Below are 18,312 nucleotides of genomic sequence, written 5' to 3'. Positions count from 1 at the left end.
CTTATTGCAACGAAAGCCGGTCATTCGGGATCTGCAGCTCCACCTGTTGTGACGGTGCCGGCAGCTTGTAGGTGCCGAGGAAGACGATTCCGCCCAGGAGGATGACGACGACGATGCCGATGAGGCTGAGGAGTGGCTTGCTCATGTCAGGAAAATCAACCGCTTAACCATGGCCCGGGACAATGTTTCCGAATGGTCCGGCAGCATCGTGGTCGGGATCGACTGCACCATGCCATAGCGCCGGATTCGAATGCTAGTTCAAATACTAACCGCCAATTAGGGTTCCCGCGCATCAACTCGGCGTGACGGGTCGGCCCATTCCAGCCCCAGCCGGGCGGAGCTTGACGGGAAGGTTAAGTGCCTGATACCCACGGCAAATGGTCGACACATCCCACGATAATGCCGTGCATGGCGGCACCGCAGGCGGTCGCGCCGGTTCGCGCGAAACAGCCGATCTCGCCCTCGACAAGGCGTTCGGGCAAGGCGTGCTGGCGCAAGTGACCAAGCCCATCGTGCTGGTAGGCCTCATGGGGGCCGGCAAGAGCTGCATCGGCAAGCGGCTGGCCAGCCATCTGGGCCTGCCCTTCGTCGATGCCGACCGCGAAATCGAGGCGGCCGCCGGCTGCTCGATCCCCGACATTTTTGCGATGCATGGCGAGAAGGCGTTCCGCGACGGCGAGCGCCGGGTCATCCAGCGGCTGCTCGGCAATCCCGTCCATGTGCTGGCGACCGGCGGCGGCGCCTTTGTCGACCCGACCACCCGCGCCCTGGTCAAGGAACGCGCCCTCTCCATCTGGATCCGCGCCGATCTCGATCTGCTCCTGAAGCGCGTCTCGCGCCGCAACGACCGGCCGCTGCTGCAGAATGTCGATCCGCGCGCCAAGCTCGCCGAACTCATCGAAACGCGCCATCCCTTCTATGCCGAGGCCGACATCATCGTCGACAGCGCGGATGGTCCCCCGGAGGTGACGCTGGGCAAGGTCATGGAAGCGCTGCACGACCATTTCGCCAAAACCAAGGAAGCGGCGTCATGACGGCTGCCAGGGCAAGCGGCACCGATCGGTCGCAGCCGGACCGCGTACGGGTCGATCTGGGGGCGCGCAGCTACGACATCCTGATCGGCCGCAATCTCATCGCCGCGGCGGGCGAGCATATCGTGCCGCTGCTGGCCAAACGCCATGTCGTGATCGTCACTGATGCCAACGTCGCCAAGCTGCATCTCGAAGGGCTGGAGCATGCGCTGACCCAGGCCGGCGTCAAGGTCGACAGCATCATCATGCCGGCCGGCGAAGCGACCAAGAGTTTTGCCGAGGTCGAGCGCCTGACCGGCCTGCTGCTCGACATGAAGGTCGAGCGCGGCACCACGCTCATCGCATTAGGCGGCGGCGTCATCGGCGACCTTACCGGCTTTGTCGCCGCCATCACGCTGCGCGGCATCGATTTCATCCAGGTGCCGACGACCTTGCTGGCGCAGGTCGATTCCTCGGTCGGCGGCAAGACCGGCATCAACACGCCCCATGGCAAGAATCTGGTCGGCGCCTTCTATCAGCCGCGCCTGGTGCTGGCCGACACCGCGACCCTCGACACGCTGGGCCGGCGCGAATTGCTGGCGGGCTATGCCGAAGTCGTGAAATACGGCCTCATCGACGAGCCTGATTTCTTTGCCTGGCTGGAAGCCAATGGCGTCGACGTGATCGAAGGCGATGAAGCGGCGCGGCGCCATGCCATTGCCGTGTCGTGCCGCGCCAAGGCGCGTATCGTCGGTGCCGACGAACGCGAAAGCGGCGCCCGCGCCCTCCTCAATCTCGGCCACACCTTCGGCCACGCGCTCGAAGCCGAATGCGGCTTTACGGACGAACTGCTGCATGGTGAGGGTGTCGCCATCGGCATGGTCATGGCTTTCGACCTCTCGGTCACCCTGGGCCTTTGCCCGGCGGAAGACGCCGCCCGCGTGCAGCGGCATTTTGCGAGCATCGGCCTGCCGACGGCGCCGGGCTGGGTGCAGGGCCGCTTCTGGTCGGCCGAGCGGCTGGTCGAGCATATGGGCCGCGACAAGAAGGTGAAGGATGGGCGCATCGGCTTCGTGCTGGCACGCGGCATCGGCCAGACCTTTCACCCGGCGCATGTCGATCTTGCCGAGGTCAGCGCCGTTCTGGAATCGGCAATCGCCGCTTGAATCCCCGGCTTCGCGGCGGCTTTCATTTCGCTAGTGGATGGTGACGATGGAATGGATCCTGCTGAACATCGGCGTCCTGGTGCTCCTGGTCTTCGGTTCCGCCTTCTTCTCCAGTTCGGAAACCGCGCTTACCGCAGCGTCGAAGGCCCGCATGCTGACGCTGGCCAACCAGGGCTTCAAGCGTGCCATCGTGGTCAACAGGCTGCGCGGCCGCATGGAGCAGGTGATCGGCACGATTCTGCTCGGCAATGCCTGCGTGAACAGCTTCATCGCCATTCTTTCGGCGCAAGTCTTCGCCGTGTATTTGGGCGACGCTGGCGCGGTCTACGCCGGCATCGTGGCCACCATCATCATCTTCGTGCTGGGCGAAGTGCTGCCGAAGACGTTCGCCATCAACCACGCCGACCGCTCCGCGCTGACGCTGGCCCCGCTCGTCCTGGCGTTGGTGCGCCTGACCTCGCCGATCACCCATGTGACGCAGATCATTTGCAGCGGCCTGTTGCGCCTCTTCGGCGTCAAGGTCATCAGCGAGCCGGGATCCGAGGAACGCCTCGAGGAACTGCGCGGCGCCATCGCGCTCCATGCCGGCGCCGACGAGGAAATCCGCGAAGCCGGCCAGATGCTGCACTCGATCCTCGATCTCGAGGACGTGCCGGTGTCGGACATCATGGTGCACCGGCGCAACATGACCTTGATCGATGCCGACCAGCCGATCGAACAATTGGTGGCCGAGGTGCTGCAGAGCCCGCACACCCGCCTGCCGCTCTATCGCGGCGAGGCCGACAACATCATCGGCGTTCTCCATGCCAAGGCATTGTTGCGCGCAGTCCAGGCCAATCAGTGGAAGCTCGAGGGTCTCGACATCGTCTCGCTTGCCGCGTCACCCTGGTTCATTCCGGACCAGACCAATCTGCTGGCCCAGCTCGAAGCCTTCCGCAGCCGGCGCGAGCATTTCGCCCTTGTGGTCGACGAATATGGCGCCCTGATGGGCATCGTCACCCTGGAGGATATCCTCGAGGAGATCGTCGGCGATATTTCCGACGAGCATGACGTCACCGTGGCCGGCGTCAGCCCGCAGCCCGATGGCAGCCTGGAGATGGACGGCACCGTCACCTTGCGCGATCTCAACCGCGAATATGCCTGGCGCCTGCCGGACGAGGAAGCCTCGACCATCGCCGGGCTGGTTTTGCACGAAGCGCAGCAGATCCCATCGCCGGGCCAGCGTTTCGCCTTCCATGGCTTCCGCTTTGAAATTCTGGAGCGGCAACGCAACCAACTGACCCGTATCAAGGTGACGCCGCCGCTCGACGCCATGCCGGCAAAACCGGCGAAGTCTCAAGAAAAACGCGAAGGTCGCCAGAATGCCTAAGCCGGTCACCGCTCTGCCCACCGCCCTGCCCACCCCGGCGGCGCGCGAGCCCCTGCACACCAGGCGCTATGATTTCCGCGGTTTCCGACGCAAGGACGGGCTGTTCGACATCGAAGGGCGCATGGTCGACACCAAGGATCATGCCTTTCCCAATGAATGGCGCGGCATGGTCGAACCGGGCGATCCGGTCCACGACATGCAGATCCGCCTGACGCTCGACGATCATTTCACCGTCATGGATATCGCCGTGGTGACGGCGGCGTCGCCCTTCGCCATCTGCGCCGACATCACGCCGGCCTTCGACGCCCTCAAAGGCGCCACCGTGGCCAAGGGCTGGTCACGCACCCTGCGCAACAGCTTCAGCGGCGCCCATGGCTGCACCCATCACGTCGAAATGCTGCGCGCCATGGGCACGGTCGCCTTCCAGACCATCTATGGCTACCGGGAGAAAGCCAAGCGCGACGCGGGTTTGAGCGACACTGACGGACCTCCGGCCGATGCCACGCCCGGCAAACGCCCAGGCTTCCTGGACACCTGCCACGCTTTGGCCAGCGACGGCGACGTCGTGCGCACGCATTGGCCGGCGTTTTACCAGCCGAGCGACGACATGAAAAAACCGGGCTGACGCGGCGGTCAGCCCGGCTATTTTCGCAAGACCCGTTATTGTGCGGCGGGCGGTACGCTCGGCGCAGCGTGCCCGTTAGTGGAACCTGGAACGGGCTGGGCGCCAACGAGCAACCGGTTGACCAGATCGGTCCCTTCGGCGAAGCCCGCTTCTTTCAGCAACTGATCCACCACCGGCGCGTTGGCGCGGTAGGCCAGCAACTGGCCCATCAGGCCGTCAAGCCGCCCGCCGCCATTCTCGCCAGAGATGTTGTTGCCGGGAAGTCCGCCGCCCATGTCGACGATCCGCACGTCGCTGATCTTTTCGAGCGGACGCACGGCCTCTGCGATCGCCACCGGGATGATGCGCAGGCGCTCGCGCATGATTTCCAGTTCCACCATGACTTCAGACAAGGCGTTGCGGGCCTCGTTGATCTTGCGCTGGCCTTCGGCTTCGACGTCATAGGTCTTAGCCTGCGCTTCGGCGCGGATGAGAGCGGCATCCGAATCGGCCTTGGCGGACGTGCGAACGGCCTCGGCACGATCCTCGGCCGCGTTGCGCTCGGCCTGGGCCTGCACGGTGACTTTGGTCGCTTCCTGTTCGGCGGCCTGGCGCGCGGCAAGAACGGCAATCTGTCGCTCGCGTTCGGCGATGGCGACCTGCTGGGCGGTCGTCACCGATTCCTCTGCCGAGATGGCCAGGGCGCGGGCCTTCTCAGCCTCGGCGCGCGCATCGGATTCGGCGCGGCTGCGGTCCGCGACGGCGATGGCACGCTCCTGGTCGGCAAGCTCGATATCGCGCTTCTTGCCGATGGCCAGCGTCTCGGCGGTACGATCCGCCTCGATCTTGCGTTGCTGGATGGCAAGTTCGGCAGCGATGCGGGCCTGTTCCTGGGCCTGTTTGGCCTCGGCTTCGCGCAAGGCAACCGCCTGTTGGGTGGTGATTCGAGCTTCGGCCTCGGCGCGTTGGGCTTCGGCTTCCTTCAGCGCGGCGGCGGCGCGGGTTTCCGCCGTCTTGTTGACGATGTCACGCTCCTGAGACAGTTCGGCCTCCTTCTTCTGCCGATCGATCTCGAGCGTCTTCTGCCGTGCTTCGAGATCCTGCTGCGCGATGGCGACTTCGGTTGCCCGCACCGTCAGATTCCGCTCCTGGCGCTTGGCTTCGGTGATCTTGGTCAAGGCCGCCAGGCCTTCCGCGTCGAATGCGTTGTTCGGATTGAAGAACTTGGTATCGGTCTGGTCGAGCTTAGTGAGCGAGGCGCTTTCCAGCTCCAGGCCGTTGAGTTCGAGATCGCTGGCCACGGTTTCCTGGACGCGCTTGACGAAATCGGCGCGCTTTTCCTGCAGGTCGGCCAGAACCATGGTCGCCGCCACCGAGCGCAGAGCGTCGACGAACTTGGCTTCCACCAGTTCGCGCAGCGCGTCGGCATCGTTCGTGCGATCGCCCAAGGTCTGGGCTGCAAGGGCAATAGATTGCTGGTCAGGTTTCACGCGCACATAAAATTCGACGCCGATATCGACGCGCATGCGGTCCTTGGTGATCATCGCCTCGCCGTTTTCGCGGCGCACGTCCAGGCGCAATGTCTGCAGATTCACCCAGCGGATCGATTGGAAGACCGGCAGCACGATGGAGCCACCGTCCAGCACGACCTTCTGTCCGCCAAGGCCGGTTCGCACATAGGACCGATCCTTTTCGGCCCGGGCGTAAAGTCGCGCGATCACCAGGCCGATAGCCAGGATCGCAACCAGGCCGATAACCGCCGGCAGGGCAACGGCAATGATCAGGTCAAGCATGTCATTTTCCTTCCCGTGTCGTGCGAGGGCTGACCATCAGCTTGAGCAACGACACAATCAGAGTTCAAAGGCAGATTTCAAAAAGAGAACAGGCATCACGCGACCAGCTTTGGATCGGCCGCAATGACGAGATATTCCGTACCGCGCCGCTCGGTCAGGAGCACGACCGCGCCATTGTCCAAGGTGATTCCCGATGACGCTGCGCGCACCCATGGGAAGTGCTTGTTGCCATACGCATCCTTCAGCGTAACCCGGCCGATCTCCATGTCCGTGACCGGTCCCATGGAAACAATGCCGGTCAAGCCGACCAGATCGTCGCGGCTGATCGCATAACTTTCGTCCCGCGGCACGACGTGCCCAATCAAGCGACTGAGATTGCGGGCGAGCGGCACCGCCAGAATGACGGACGGCACAGCCACCATGCCCGCCGGCAGGAAGCCGACCAGCAGATGGGCGATCGCCTGGATGACGTAGCCGAAGGTCGTGAATGCCGCCAGCAGCGCCATTGCCCAGACCAGCAAGGGGACGCGGCCCGCATTGAGCCAGTCCCACGCCGTGCCAAACATGCTGCCTTCTGCGGCATGGATATCCAGCCCGCTCCCCCCCACCGCACCGTGATCCAGGTCCGGCGCGTCCGGCGTATCGATGTCGAACAGCGCGTCGATTTTGGCAGAGAGCGAGACACCCATCGTCATGCTGATGACCTCGATCACCAGCAGGCCGATGAGGATGAGACCGGACACCGCAAAGGGTCGTGTGCCTGGGCCGAGGATGAACTCCAGAGCCGAACCGTCGTTCACGTGACTACCTCGCTCAGTTTTTGTTGGCTGCTTTCAACCTGGCCAAGCGTTCCTGGATGGCGTGGTCCCGCGCCATGCGGTTGAGTTCTTCGATTGCACCTGCCTGCTCCTGGCCGGGACCCGACGGGACGCCGCTCACGCGCGCAATGGCTGCCGCCGCTTTCTCGACCTTTGCCGCCGCGCCGTTCCTGGCGCCTGGCGAAGCGGCAACGTCTGTCGCGGCCGATTGTTCGGCTTTGCGCATTTCCTGCAGCCGTTCCTCAGCTTCGCGCCGGCTCGCCCGCACGGCATCGAGCGATTGGTTGAGTTGGGCAATGCGATCGGCGACATCGCTGAGCAGCCGGTCGAGAACGCTGACCTGAGCCTCGATATCGAGCTGCCTGGCGATGCCGCTTTCTGCGAGATCATCGCGGCCTTGTGCCACGGCCAGTTGCAGCTTCTCGTCCAGTTCGTCGCGTTCGCGCAGCAATTCCTTGCGTCGCGCATCGGTGCGATGCTGTTCTGCCATGGCCTTGCCAAGCTCGGCACGCACCTCATCCGCCGCACTGTCGATCTCGCGGATCGCCTGTTCCATCACCGCCGGCGGATTGCTTTGCTCAGCCGCCGTGATCGCCGCGTGCGTCATGCCAGAAATCACTCGACCAATCCTGCTCAATGCACTTTCAGTCGCCATGTTCTTCTCCTTCAAGGCGGTTTCGACGGTGGCCAATTCGGCCGAGATCAGAAATTCGAAGCGCGAACCGAGATCGATGAGGCGCGCTGGCGCGCTGCCGTGCCAGCTATCGCCGTAATCAGCTACTGAGAACGGCACGATCACCCTGCCCTCCAATGTCGCCAGGGAGAGCGACTGGATGCCCCGCACGGAAAAAAGCTTCTCGTCATAGGGCATTCCTTCGACAATCAAGCCGCGGCGACGTTGCGCCCAATCCCTCAGTGCCAGCACGACGCTCTGCGCCGGCAATTGGGAGCGAGCCCGGGCGGCTTCGTAATAGTGACGATGCAGCGCAACCAGATCCGCCGATTGCGCATCGGGAACGGTAATATCCAACCAGGCGAGGAGATCGGCATAGGCTCCCAGCATGCGCCGCAAACTGACGGCCTTGCCGGCATCCGGATGGAGGGCCAACCGACATTGCCCGAACGCCTTATTGCGCCGCTTGTCTTTCATGCAGCCATATAAAGGACCAATTTTGTCCTTTTCAAGACTATTTCGGGATATTGAAGAGAAATTTATCTACCAGGGGCAGCAGGAGAGCGGGCAGAACGTACCTTTGACTTGCAATGGTTGCGAGCCTTTGCGCCTAAAACATGTAGGCCACCCTGTGCTTCGGCGCAATCCACCGGCGCGCGTTTCTTTGCTTAAGCCTCTCCCGGCGCCTTCACCACCAGCGCCAGCGCGTGGACGCCGGCGTTGAGGTCGTCGGCCAAAGCGGCATAGACGAGGCGCTGGCGATCGACGCGGCTTTTGCCGGCGAAGGCCGCCGCGGTGATCTCGATCTTGAAATGCGTCTCGCCGCTTTCCTTCCAGGCGGCGTGGCCGTGATGCTGGTTGGTCTCGTCGATCACGTTGAGCTGCGAGGGCGCAAAGGCCGCCTGCAACTTCGCCGCCATGCCGTCCGCCACCTTGCCCATAACTGCCTCGTCAAGTTCGCTAGCACCGTGAGAAACCCGTCATCCCCGGGCCTGACCCGGGGATCCAGTGGCGCCGCTGTGAGAGTGGATGCCCGGATCAAGTCCGGGCATAACGAAACGCGAGAAAATCACGCGGCCGCGCCGCAGCACTTCTTGTATTTCTTGCCGGAGCCGCAGGGGCACGGATCGTTGCGGCCGACCTGGACGACGCGGCGCGGCGGCGCTTTCGGGTTCAGTTCGCCATCAACATAGACCCAGCGGCCGTTCTCGCGCTTGAAGGTGGCCTTCTCGTGATGGACACCGGTCTGGCCCTGGCGCTTGAAACGAGCGATGAATTCGACCTCGCCGGTCTCGTCCTTTTCGCCGCCGCCGACAACGTGCCTGATTTCAAGCCCGCGCCAGTCGATCTCATTCATCATGACTTCGCCCTCGGCGCGGTCGAAGGGCTCGTCCATGTCGCTGGCATGGGTCTTGTCGATATAATCGAGGTTGCCGAGCTTGAAGGCGCTGTAGCGCGAGCGCATCAAAGCCTCAGCCGTAGGCGCCGCGGCGCCGTTGATCAAAGGCAGGCAGCACGCTTCCAGCTGTTTTCCAGAACCGCAATGGCACGTCGTCATGAGATCCAGACCTATCAAAAAATTTCCTGTCGCCGCATCCGCTTAGACTGCGACATGACTTCCTGCAAGTGCTCCCGCCCTTGCGATTACGCCTTCCGACCCTCATACTTAACTTCATGTCGAAAGAACAGACCATCCGTCACCGGCGCCGGAGCCATTACGACCCGGACCCGCCGCCGCGCCAGACGAGCTGCGACCATGCCGGCTGCAAGGAATCCGGCACCTTTCGCGCGCCCAAATCGCGCGAAAGGCTCAATGATTACTACTGGTTCTGCCTCGACCATGTGCGCGAGTACAATCGCACCTGGGACTATTATTCCGGTATGGGCCCAGAGGAAATCGAGAAATCCGTGCGCTCTTCCATCGTCGGCGACCGGCCGACCTGGAAACTCGGCCAGCGGACCGCCAGCGGACGCCAGTACAAATTCGCCGCCGGAACCCGGTTCGACCTGTTCCCGGAAGAGGTCCAGGCCGAAATCGAGGCCCGCATGGGCCAGGCCAAGCGCCAGGCCGAAAAGGAAGCCAAGGCCCGCGCCAGGCGCAAATTATCGGCCGAGGAACAGGCTCTGGCGGTACTCGAGCTGACATCGCCGGTCGATTGGGATGCCATCAAGACACGCTACAAGGTACTGGCCAAGCAGCTGCATCCCGATTCCAATGGCGGCAACAAGGAGGCCGAGGAACGGCTCAAGGTCGTCAATCAGGCCTACAGCACGTTGAAACGCGCAGCCATCGCCGATTGAGCCAGTGCCGATTTAGCGGGTGCCGATTTAGCGGTTGCCGCTTCAGCCGGTCCTGCGGCGATTGGCCCAATCCCTGCCCTTTTCTTGGGCACAGCGACGTCCTTGGGGCCTCCTTGGGCCGCTGTTGCACGGAAACCTGACGAAAGCAGGGCTGCTTTGCAGGGAATGACCTAGTCACAATCCAGGAATTGCCCTAAAAAGAGCGCCCTTTTCAAAGATGTTAACGAGCTGACGAGCCCCGCATCATGGTCACCCAGAATCTTGCCCAAATCGACAAGTCCTCGACGCCCGACATCAGCATCTCGGTCCGCCAGATGTTCGGCCTCGATTCCGACCTCCAGGTGCCGGCCTTCAGCCAGCGCACCGAGCTGGTACCCGACGTCGATGAGAGCTATCGCTTCGACCATGACACGACCATGGCCATTCTGGCGGGCTTCGCCTTCAACCGGCGCGTCATGATCCAGGGCTATCACGGTACCGGCAAGTCGACCCATATCGAACAGGTCGCGGCCCGTCTCAACTGGCCCTGCATCCGCGTCAACCTCGACAGCCATATCAGCCGTATCGACCTCATCGGCAAGGATGCGATCGTCCTCAAGGACGGCAAGCAGGTGACGGAATATCGCGAAGGCCTGCTGCCCTGGGCCCTGCAGCACCCGACCGCGCTCGTCTTCGACGAATACGATGCCGGCCGGCCGGACGTGATGTTCGTGATCCAGCGCGTGCTCGAAGTCGAAGGCAAGCTGACGCTCCTCGACCAGAACAAGGTGATCCGCCCGCATCCGGCCTTCCGTCTGTTCGCCACCGCGAACACCGTGGGCCTTGGCGACACGACCGGCCTCTATCACGGCACGCAGCAGATCAACCAGGGTCAGATGGACCGCTGGAACATCGTGGCGACGCTCAATTACCTGCCGCATGACGACGAAGTGAACATCGTCGTCGCCAAGTCGCCGACCTATGACAACGAGGCCGGCCGCAAGCAGGTCAACGCCATGGTCGCCTGCGCCGAACTGACCCGCGCCGGCTTCATCAACGGCGACATTTCGACCGTGATGAGCCCGCGTACCGTCATCACCTGGGCCGAGAATGCGCGCATCTTCGGCGATGTCGGCTTCGCCTTCCGCGTCTCCTTCCTCAACAAATGCGATGAGCTGGAGCGGCCGGTGGTCGCCGAGTATTACCAGCGCTGCTTTGGCCAGGATCTGAAGGATTCGGCCACCCAGGCCCAGATCCGGGCGTAAGCGAACGGATTTCGAGGGAACGATGTCGGGGCCGAAGAATCCGGTCGAGGAGTTCCGCCGCGTCACGGGCGCCACCATGCGCGCCATGTCGGGCAACAAGGAACTGCAGGTGAGCTTTGCCCCCAATCAGGGGCCGAGCGGCATCAGCGGCAATGAAGCACGCTTGCCACTGCCCGGCCGGCACCTGCCGGCGGCGGATGTGGCACTGACGCGGGGCGAGTCCGACGCCATCGCCTTGAAGCTCAGACATCACAACCCGAAGATCCACGCCCGCGAGGCACCGAAGAGCCAGCTTGCGCGCGAGATCTTCCAGGCGTTGGAAACGGCGCGCGTCGAAGCGATCGGCGCCAAGCGCATGGACGGCGTGCGGCAGAACCTCAATGCAGCCCTCGACGAGCATTGCCGGCAGAAAGGCTTCGTGCGCGTGGCCTCGCGCCAGGAAGGCTCGCTCCCCGATGTACTGCGCCTGCTGGCGCGCGAGACGCTGACCGGGCAGGCCGTACCGGATCTTGCCAAGAGCATGGTCGATCTGTGGCGCGGCGACCTGCCGCAGAAGGTGCGTGAGGATATCGAGCGCCTGGGCGAATGCCTGACCAGCCAGAAATCATACGCCAAGGCGACGCGCCGCCTGTTGGCCGATATGGAGCTTGAAGCCTCGGAAGACGATTTCGACCCTGAGGATGAAGAGCCGGAGAACCAGGACGAGCCTGACCAGGACAATCAGGACGACCAGCAACAGACCAAGGGTAAGGAACAGCAGAAGTCCGACAGCCAGATGGAGCTGGAATCGGAAGCTGCCGAAAGCGCCGCCGCGGAATCGGAAGATGTCGACGCGGAAGAAACCGACATGGAGATGGATGCTGAGACCGGCGACGAAAAGCCGGGCAGCCCAAAGCGCCGGAATGAGCCGGATCTCAGCCGCCGCAACGAGGCACCCTACAAGCCCTTCACCACGCAATTCGACGAAGTGGTCGACGCCGCGGATCTGTGCGATCCGGAAGAACTGGCGCGCCTGCGGCAATTGCTCGACCAGCAATTGACGGCCCTGCAGACCGTGGTGGCGAAACTCGCCAACCGCCTGCAGCGGCGCTTGCTCGCCAAGCAGAACCGCTCGTGGCATTTCGATCTCGAGGAAGGCATCCTCGACGCCGCGCGCCTGCCGCGCGTGGTCGTGAACCCGGAGACGCCACTTTCCTACAAGCAGGAAAGCGATACCGAGTTCCGCGACACGGTCGTGTCGCTGCTCATCGACAATTCAGGCTCCATGCGCGGCCGGCCGATCACGGTCGCCGCCATGACCGGCGACATCCTGGCGCGCACGCTGGAACGCTGCGGCGTGAAGGTCGAAATTCTCGGCTTTACGACGCGCATGTGGAAGGGCGGCCAATCGCGCGAGAGCTGGATCGCGGCCGGCAAGCCCGGCAATCCCGGTCGCCTCAACGATCTCAGGCACATCGTCTATAAGGCCGCCGACGCACCCTGGCGCCGGGCCCGCAAGAATCTGGGCCTGATGCTGCGCGAAGGCATCCTCAAGGAGAACATCGACGGCGAGGCGCTGCTGTGGGCGCATAACCGCATTGCCGTACGGCCAGAACAGCGCAAGATCCTGATGGTCATTTCCGACGGCGCGCCGGTCGACGATTCGACCCTGTCGGTCAACCCCGGGAATTATCTCGAGCATCACCTGCGCGACGTGATCGACTGGATCGAGACGCGCTCACCGGTGGAACTGGTGGCGATCGGCATCGGCCACGATGTCACGCGCTATTATCGCCGCGCGGTGACTCTGGTGGATGCCGAACAACTCGGCGGCACGGTGCTGGAGCAGCTTGCGGCCCTGTTCGAGGAAGATCACCGTCGCGGCAGCAAGGGCGGCTTCGCCGCTAAATAAACCTACTTCTTGCGCACCCGCACGGGGACCGGCTCGAATGACAGATCCTCGGCCTGACTGCCATGGTCGGTCGGGCCATCGGCGGCGCTCTCATCCTTCAGGGACATGACGGCGATCCCCATCTGCAGGCTGGCAAAGGTGAGGCCGGTGAAGAAGGTCAGCATCGCAACAGCCAGCACGCCGAAGCGGGACGTGCTGACCAGTGTCGCGAGCCCACCGAGATCGAGGGCCAGAATAGCGGCGACGAAAATGATCGCGGCGGCGTAGCCGACCAATGCGTGCCGGAGCATGAACTTGACCAGGATCGGCATCAGAAACTCCTTGGGCCCTTGCCGGTTCAACAGATGTAGTGTGGCACGCTTCAATGTCATCCTCGAAGTGGGCATTTTGCCGCGAATTCAGGGTATTTCGTGATCGGGGGACGACGTCAGCGCCATCGACCCGACTCGCTTTGTCGGTTTATCTTCCCGGCGGTCGCGTCGCCGTTTTTGGGAGGAACCCTATGGCTTCATTGAAATTTTTGTGGGCCATTGCTCCCCTGGGTGTGGGTTTGGCCTACGCTTTCCCCGCCGCGGCCGATCTCGCCGCCGCCGAGGCGGCCATCGCGGCCAGAAAATATGATCAGGCCATCGCCGAATTGCAGCCGCTGGTCGATGCCGGCGACGGCTATGCCAAATGGAAGCTGGCGCAGCTCTATCTTGCCGGCCATGGCGGCAGCGCCGCCGAGGGCGTCACCCTGCTGCAGCAGGCGGCGGAAGCCGGTGAACCGGAAGCCCAGTCGCGCCTTGGCGTGCTCTACGCCAAGGGTGACGGTGTCGCGCAGAGCGACACCGAAGCCTATAAGTGGCTTTCCCTTGCGGCACGCGGGGCAGCACCCGGCGTCTCGCGCATCATGGCGGAAACCAATCAATCGATCGTGGCCCAGCGCATGACGGCGGAACAGCGCGCCGCTGCACAGGCGCAATCTGACCAGGCCGCCGCCGGCTATCAGGCGCCGGTCGCATCGGCCGCCGCGCCCATAGCCGAACCAGCGCCGGAACCTGCAGCCACCGCCCCCGCCACGGCTGAAGAGCAGGTCGCCGCTTTGCCGCCGGCTGAACCGGCCGCCGGCATTCGCCTGCAGCTGGCCTCGGTCCCCAATGAGGCCGACATCGAGGGTGAGTGGAAGCGCCTGAAGAAGCGCATCGGTGTCCCGCTTGCGGACCAGGAGCTTCATGTCGAACGCGCCGATCTCGGCACCAAGGGCGTCTTCTATCGCCTGCAGATCGGGCCCTTCGCCGACCGAGCCGCAGCTCAGGCCGCCTGCCAGGACATCAAGGCCGCCGGCGGCGATTGCCTGCTGGTAGGTCCCTGATTTCAAGCCGAGGTCTAGTAGTCCTGCGCGGCACTGAAGAAATAGGGTGCTACTAAAGTGGACATGTCAGTCGGAACCTGACTGGATTGCGTTGCGGCATACACCAGATTGCGTGCCGATCGAGTCATGCCCGCAATGTCGACATTCGTTTCCAGCATTGCTTCACTGAGAGCCTGTGTGAACAGGTTGTTGGCTCCTGGCGCCCGCAGTCGCGGGCTACCATCGCCCGTCGCATAGGCCACAAAGAAACCGGCAGAATCCAGCGGTATGTTGCCTGCGTAGGACTGTCCGGCGCCATGGGGAAACGGATTGTTTCGGTCCGTTTCCAGGATCATGATCTTCGTCTGGCAGCCGGCGAAATCCATTTGCCGTGCGATAGTCCTGGCGCTCACTGTCTCCAAGTCGAGATCCTGAACATCTTCAACGAGGGCTGAGGCAGGAATGAGAAATTGCTCGCCTGAAGCCGCGACGCCGATCCCGGAGAAATAAAAGAGACCGGTCGCATCTGGCCCCGCTTCGACCAGCGTTTGACCAAATTTGCTAAGCGCCTTCTTCATGCCTCGCTGGTCGGTATCAAGGGCCATTTGCACTTTGAAGCCGAGCTGCTCCAACGTCTTTGCCATGAGCCTGGCGTCGGCGACGCCCAGCTCGGCTTTGTCATTCTGCCCGAGCGAGTTGTAATCGGAAATGCCGATGACGAGGGCCAGGCGCGGCTCGGCTGCGGCCAAGCTCGGCAGAATTCCCAGAAGCAGGAAAATCCCCAATACCACACGGTACATTTCTGTCCTCGATCCGACACAAAGTGACCATACCCGCAGCCTAGCCCAGCCGGATGAAACCCGCTAGATTGCCGAGGTCATGCCATATGAATCCTTGCGCGATTTCATCCAGAAGCTTGAGGGCAGCGGTCGCCTGGTGCGGGTCGCGGCCCCCGTCGATCCGCATCTCGAGATGACGGAAATCCAGACCCGCCTGCTGGCCGAAGGCGGGCCTGCTGTGCTGTTTGAAAACCCGGTCTCCAAGGCCAGCGGCAAGCGCTATGGCATGCCGGTCCTGGTCAATCTGTTCGGCACGGTCGAACGCGTGGCCTGGGGCATGGACCGGGAACCGTCCGGCCTGCGCGCGCTGGGTGAGACGCTGGCCTTCCTCAAGCAGCCGGAACCGCCGGGCGGATTCAAGGAAGCCTGGGAGATGCTGCCGCTCCTTAAAACGGCGCTGGCCATGAAGCCGCGGCAAGTGGGCTACGCGCCAGTGCAGGATGTCGTTCTCACCGGCGATCAGATCGATCTCAACGAACTCCCCGTCCAGGGCTGCTGGCCAAGCGAGCCGGCACCCCTCATCACTTGGCCGCTGGTCGTTACCAAGGGACCGGGCAAGGGCAAGTCGGACGATTTCAATCTCGGCATCTATCGCATGCAGGTTCTCTCGAAAAACCAGACCCTGATGCGCTGGCTGAAGCATCGCGGCGGCGCGCAGCATCATGCACGCTGGGCCGAGACCAAGCGGGAGCCCTTCCCGGCCGCTGTCGTCATCGGTGCCGATCCCGGCACGATCCTGGCGGCCGTGACGCCGGTACCCGATACCATGTCGGAATATCATTTTGCCGGCATGCTGCGCGGCAAGAAGGTCGAACTGGTCGACTGCAAGACCGTGCCGCTGCAGGTACCGGCCCAGGCCGAGATCGTGCTCGAGGGTCATGTCTCGCTGGAAGATTATCGGCCGGAAGGACCTTACGGCGACCACACCGGCTATTACAATTCAGTCGAGCCGTTCCCGGTCTTCACGGTCAGCGCCGTCACCATGCGCCGCGACCCGATCTATCTCTCGACCTTCACCGGTCGCCCGCCCGATGAGCCGTCGGTGTTGGGCGAGGCCTTGAACGAAGTCTTCATTCCGCTGCTGACGCAGCAATTCCCTGAGATCGTCGATTTCTGGCTGCCGCCGGAAGGCTGCTCCTATCGCATCGCCGTCGTCTCGATGAAGAAGGCCTATCCCGGCCATGCCAAGCGCGTGATGTTCGGCGTCTGGTCGTTCCTCAGGCAATTCATGTACACGAAGTTCGTCATCGTCGTGGATGACGATATCAACGCGCGCGACTGGAAGGATGTCATGTGGGCGATCTCGACGCGCATGGATCCGGTGCGCGACTTGACCCTGGTCGAACGCACGCCGATCGACTATCTCGATTTCGCCTCGCCCGAAAGCGGCCTTGGCGGCAAGATCGGCCTCGATGCCACCAACAAGCTGCCGCCGGAAACACATCGCGAATGGGGCGAGAAGATCGCCATGGACCGCGATATTGTCGACCGCGTCACGTCACGCTGGGCTGAGCTCGGCCTCCCTGGCAGCGGCAGGCCGATTTGGAAATGAGGACGCCATCCGCCATGACCTGGGACCAGATAAAGCCATGGCGCAAAGAAGCGCGCGGCAAGATCCTCGCCGCGCCCACGGCGCTGCCGCCGACCCTGCGCCAGGGCATGACGGCAGCTCTCATGGAGCGGCTGCATCCCTTGCTGCAGGAGGCCGAAGGCCCGATCAGTTTCTATTGGCCCTTCCGCGGCGAACCGGATCTTCGTCCCTTGATGCGCGCTTTGGCTGCCGAGGGTGTCGAGATCGCGCTCCCCGTCGGCACCAAGATCGGCGAACCCTTGACCTTCCGCCCCTGGACGCCGGGCTGTGCGATGGCGCGCGGCATCTGGGACATTCCTATTCCGGCAACGGATCTTGAAGTAACACCGCAAACCATCATCGCCCCACTGGTCGGTTTCGATGCGGCGCTCTATCGCCTAGGTTATGGCGGTGGCTTCTTCGACCGCACCCTGGCCGCGCGCAAGCGGCCGGCCGAAGTGATCGGCATCGGTTTCGCCCTCTTCCAATTGCCCAGCATCAATCCGCAGCCGCATGACATCCCGATGGGCCGCATCGTGACGGATCGTTCGGCCACGCTGGTGGCCGGAACCCGCGGCAGTTCGCCGGTCTGCTATGCCGAAGAATCCGACCCTCGCTATGCCGGCGAGCTTGATCCGCAGGAGCTGGCGCTTGCCTTGCAGCCCTTGGCGTCGGTCATGCTCGCCGAGAGATTGCCATTGCTCGACTTCATCTTCTGGCGGCTCGGGATAGAGCGCCATGACAGTTCGTCTCCGGCGCCGGCCGATCTCGATTCCTATCTCAGCAAACTGATTCCGCGCGTGCAGGATGACGGCATCCACGCCGCCTTGCAGGCTCTGCGCGCCACGCTGATTCCTTAAAGCCTATTTCTTCGGCTTCATCGCCAGCCAGTCGGCGTCCGACATGGCGGAGAGAAAATTGAACTGGCCGGCACCCTGCAGCCATTCGCCGCCATCAATGGTCACGACCTCGCCATTGATGTAGCCGGCAAAGTCGGACACCAGAAAGGCGGCGAGATTGGCAAGCTCTATATGCTCGCCCGCCCGGTGCAGCGGATTGCGCGTCTCGAAGGTCTTGGCAAGCTCGGCATTCGGCACCAGACGCTCCCAGGCACCTGGCGTCGGAAACGGTCCCGGCGCGATGGCATTGAGGCGAATACCGCGCCCGCCCCATTCCACCGCGAGGCTCCGTGTCAGCGCCAGCACACCTGCCTTCGCCATGGCCGATGGCACAACATAGGCCGAACCGGTCCAGGCATAGGTGGTGACGATGGACAGCACGTTGGCTTTGCGCCCCTCCGCCAGCCAGCGCTTGCCGCAGGCAAGCGTGACATAGGCGCTGCCATGCAGCACGATGCCCAGCACCGCGTCGACGGCGCGCGGGCTCAGTTCTTCCGTGCGGGCGATGAAATTGCCGGCGGCATTGTTGACCAGAATGTCGATGCCGCCGCTTTCCCACAATGCAGCCACCATCGCCTCGACTTGCGTTGCTTCGCGAATGTCGCAGCGATGGACAGCCACCTCGCCGCCCGTCTCGGCGGTGAGCTTGGCGGCAGCCTCCTGCAGCACGTCCTCGCGCCGGCCGCAGATGGCGAGCTTCGCGCCCAGTTCCAGAAAACGCCGCCCCATGGCAAGGCCAAGGCCGGTCCCGCCGCCGGTAACCAGCACGCGCTTGCCCTTGAGGAGGTCCGCTTGGAACATG

Annotated in this window: 19 protein-coding genes; 10 read left to right on the top strand and 9 right to left on the bottom strand. The window is 63.3% G+C overall.

The window, feature by feature from the left end; all coding sequences use genetic code 11:
* Position 1: 1 nt before the first annotated feature.
* Entirely contained in the window at positions 2 to 145 is a 144-nt protein-coding gene (locus ACE3OA_RS12470) for a hypothetical protein (protein WP_374311109.1), read from the bottom strand.
* A 232-nt stretch (positions 146 to 377) separates the two neighbouring features.
* Between ACE3OA_RS12470 and ACE3OA_RS12465 the strand changes: the two genes are divergently transcribed.
* From ACE3OA_RS12465 to ACE3OA_RS12450, 4 genes are read left to right on the top strand one after another with little or no spacing between them, the layout of a single operon-like run.
* On the top strand, positions 378 to 1,034 hold the full coding sequence (locus ACE3OA_RS12465; RefSeq protein WP_374311108.1) for a shikimate kinase: 657 nt from the start codon (positions 378 to 380) through the stop codon (positions 1,032 to 1,034).
* Positions 1,031 to 2,176 carry a 3-dehydroquinate synthase gene (gene aroB / locus ACE3OA_RS12460; protein WP_374311107.1) on the top strand — a complete coding sequence of 382 codons (1,146 nt, stop codon included), beginning with the start codon at positions 1,031 to 1,033 and terminating at the stop codon, positions 2,174 to 2,176. The genes ACE3OA_RS12465 and aroB overlap by 4 nt, the downstream gene beginning before the upstream one ends.
* 46 nt (positions 2,177 to 2,222) lie before the next feature.
* On the top strand, positions 2,223 to 3,545 hold the full coding sequence (locus tag ACE3OA_RS12455; RefSeq protein ID WP_374311106.1) for an HlyC/CorC family transporter: 1,323 nt from the start codon (positions 2,223 to 2,225) through the stop codon (positions 3,543 to 3,545).
* On the top strand, positions 3,538 to 4,170 hold the full coding sequence (locus ACE3OA_RS12450; protein ID WP_374311105.1) for a DUF2889 domain-containing protein: 633 nt from the start codon (positions 3,538 to 3,540) through the stop codon (positions 4,168 to 4,170). The genes ACE3OA_RS12455 and ACE3OA_RS12450 overlap by 8 nt, the downstream gene beginning before the upstream one ends.
* 35 nt (positions 4,171 to 4,205) lie before the next feature.
* On the opposite strand, the gene ACE3OA_RS12445 is transcribed toward ACE3OA_RS12450, so the two are convergent.
* The 5 genes from ACE3OA_RS12445 to ACE3OA_RS12425 all read right to left on the bottom strand — a co-directional run bounded on the left by ACE3OA_RS12445 (position 4,206) and on the right by ACE3OA_RS12425 (position 8,898).
* The gene (locus ACE3OA_RS12445) at positions 4,206 to 5,942 is read right to left on the bottom strand and encodes a flotillin family protein (protein ID WP_374311104.1); all 1,737 of its coding nucleotides are present in this window, start codon (positions 5,940 to 5,942) and stop codon (positions 4,206 to 4,208) included.
* Between the two features lie 95 nt (positions 5,943 to 6,037).
* On the bottom strand, positions 6,038 to 6,742 hold the full coding sequence (locus tag ACE3OA_RS12440; RefSeq protein ID WP_374311103.1) for an OB-fold-containig protein: 705 nt from the start codon (positions 6,740 to 6,742) through the stop codon (positions 6,038 to 6,040).
* Between the two features lie 13 nt (positions 6,743 to 6,755).
* A complete protein-coding gene (locus tag ACE3OA_RS12435; RefSeq protein ID WP_374311102.1) occupies positions 6,756 to 7,868 on the bottom strand; it encodes a PspA/IM30 family protein in 1,113 nt (370 codons plus the stop codon).
* Positions 7,869 to 8,101: 233 nt separating this feature from the next.
* Complete coding sequence (locus tag ACE3OA_RS12430) at positions 8,102 to 8,374, bottom strand: BolA family protein (RefSeq protein ID WP_374311101.1); 273 nt, start codon at positions 8,372 to 8,374, stop codon at positions 8,102 to 8,104.
* Between the two features lie 128 nt (positions 8,375 to 8,502).
* Positions 8,503 to 8,898 carry a YchJ family protein gene (locus ACE3OA_RS12425; RefSeq protein WP_374311100.1) on the bottom strand — a complete coding sequence of 132 codons (396 nt, stop codon included), beginning with the start codon at positions 8,896 to 8,898 and terminating at the stop codon, positions 8,503 to 8,505.
* Between the two features lie 209 nt (positions 8,899 to 9,107).
* Here ACE3OA_RS12425 and ACE3OA_RS12420 point away from each other — a divergent pair, with 209 nt between their 5' ends.
* From ACE3OA_RS12420 to cobT, 3 genes are all read left to right on the top strand, one after another.
* The gene (locus tag ACE3OA_RS12420; protein WP_374311099.1) at positions 9,108 to 9,734 is read left to right on the top strand and encodes a DnaJ domain-containing protein; all 627 of its coding nucleotides are present in this window, start codon (positions 9,108 to 9,110) and stop codon (positions 9,732 to 9,734) included.
* Between the two features lie 245 nt (positions 9,735 to 9,979).
* Complete coding sequence (gene cobS, locus ACE3OA_RS12415; RefSeq protein ID WP_374311098.1) at positions 9,980 to 10,978, top strand: cobaltochelatase subunit CobS; 999 nt, start codon at positions 9,980 to 9,982, stop codon at positions 10,976 to 10,978.
* Positions 10,979 to 11,000: 22 nt separating this feature from the next.
* Positions 11,001 to 12,869 carry a cobaltochelatase subunit CobT gene (gene cobT / locus ACE3OA_RS12410; protein WP_374311097.1) on the top strand — a complete coding sequence of 623 codons (1,869 nt, stop codon included), beginning with the start codon at positions 11,001 to 11,003 and terminating at the stop codon, positions 12,867 to 12,869.
* A gap of 2 nt (positions 12,870 to 12,871) precedes the next feature.
* Here cobT and ACE3OA_RS12405 read toward each other — a convergent pair whose 3' ends face one another.
* The gene (locus tag ACE3OA_RS12405) at positions 12,872 to 13,180 is read right to left on the bottom strand and encodes a hypothetical protein (protein WP_374311096.1); all 309 of its coding nucleotides are present in this window, start codon (positions 13,178 to 13,180) and stop codon (positions 12,872 to 12,874) included.
* Positions 13,181 to 13,371: 191 nt separating this feature from the next.
* Between ACE3OA_RS12405 and ACE3OA_RS12400 the strand changes: the two genes are divergently transcribed.
* Positions 13,372 to 14,223, top strand: coding sequence for a tetratricopeptide repeat protein (locus ACE3OA_RS12400; protein ID WP_374311095.1), 852 nt, complete (start codon positions 13,372 to 13,374; stop codon positions 14,221 to 14,223).
* A gap of 14 nt (positions 14,224 to 14,237) precedes the next feature.
* On the opposite strand, the gene ACE3OA_RS12395 is transcribed toward ACE3OA_RS12400, so the two are convergent.
* Positions 14,238 to 15,002 carry a caspase domain-containing protein gene (locus tag ACE3OA_RS12395; RefSeq protein WP_374311094.1) on the bottom strand — a complete coding sequence of 255 codons (765 nt, stop codon included), beginning with the start codon at positions 15,000 to 15,002 and terminating at the stop codon, positions 14,238 to 14,240.
* Positions 15,003 to 15,081: 79 nt separating this feature from the next.
* Between ACE3OA_RS12395 and ACE3OA_RS12390 the strand changes: the two genes are divergently transcribed.
* Together ACE3OA_RS12390 and ACE3OA_RS12385 are read left to right on the top strand one after the other, a co-directional pair.
* Entirely contained in the window at positions 15,082 to 16,593 is a 1,512-nt protein-coding gene (locus tag ACE3OA_RS12390) for a UbiD family decarboxylase (RefSeq protein ID WP_374311093.1), read from the top strand.
* Between the two features lie 14 nt (positions 16,594 to 16,607).
* Complete coding sequence (locus ACE3OA_RS12385; RefSeq protein ID WP_374311092.1) at positions 16,608 to 17,471, top strand: 5-formyltetrahydrofolate cyclo-ligase; 864 nt, start codon at positions 16,608 to 16,610, stop codon at positions 17,469 to 17,471.
* A 3-nt stretch (positions 17,472 to 17,474) separates the two neighbouring features.
* Here ACE3OA_RS12385 and ACE3OA_RS12380 read toward each other — a convergent pair whose 3' ends face one another.
* Positions 17,475 to 18,311 (bottom strand): SDR family oxidoreductase, encoded by an 837-nt coding sequence (locus tag ACE3OA_RS12380; RefSeq protein ID WP_374311091.1) that lies wholly within the window; start codon positions 18,309 to 18,311, stop codon positions 17,475 to 17,477.
* Position 18,312 lies beyond the last annotated feature (1 nt).

Source organism: Dongia sp., assembly GCF_041906375.1.
Taxonomy (GTDB): domain Bacteria; phylum Pseudomonadota; class Alphaproteobacteria; order Dongiales; family Dongiaceae; genus Dongia.
This window is presented reverse-complemented; position numbering and strand designations above follow the sequence as displayed.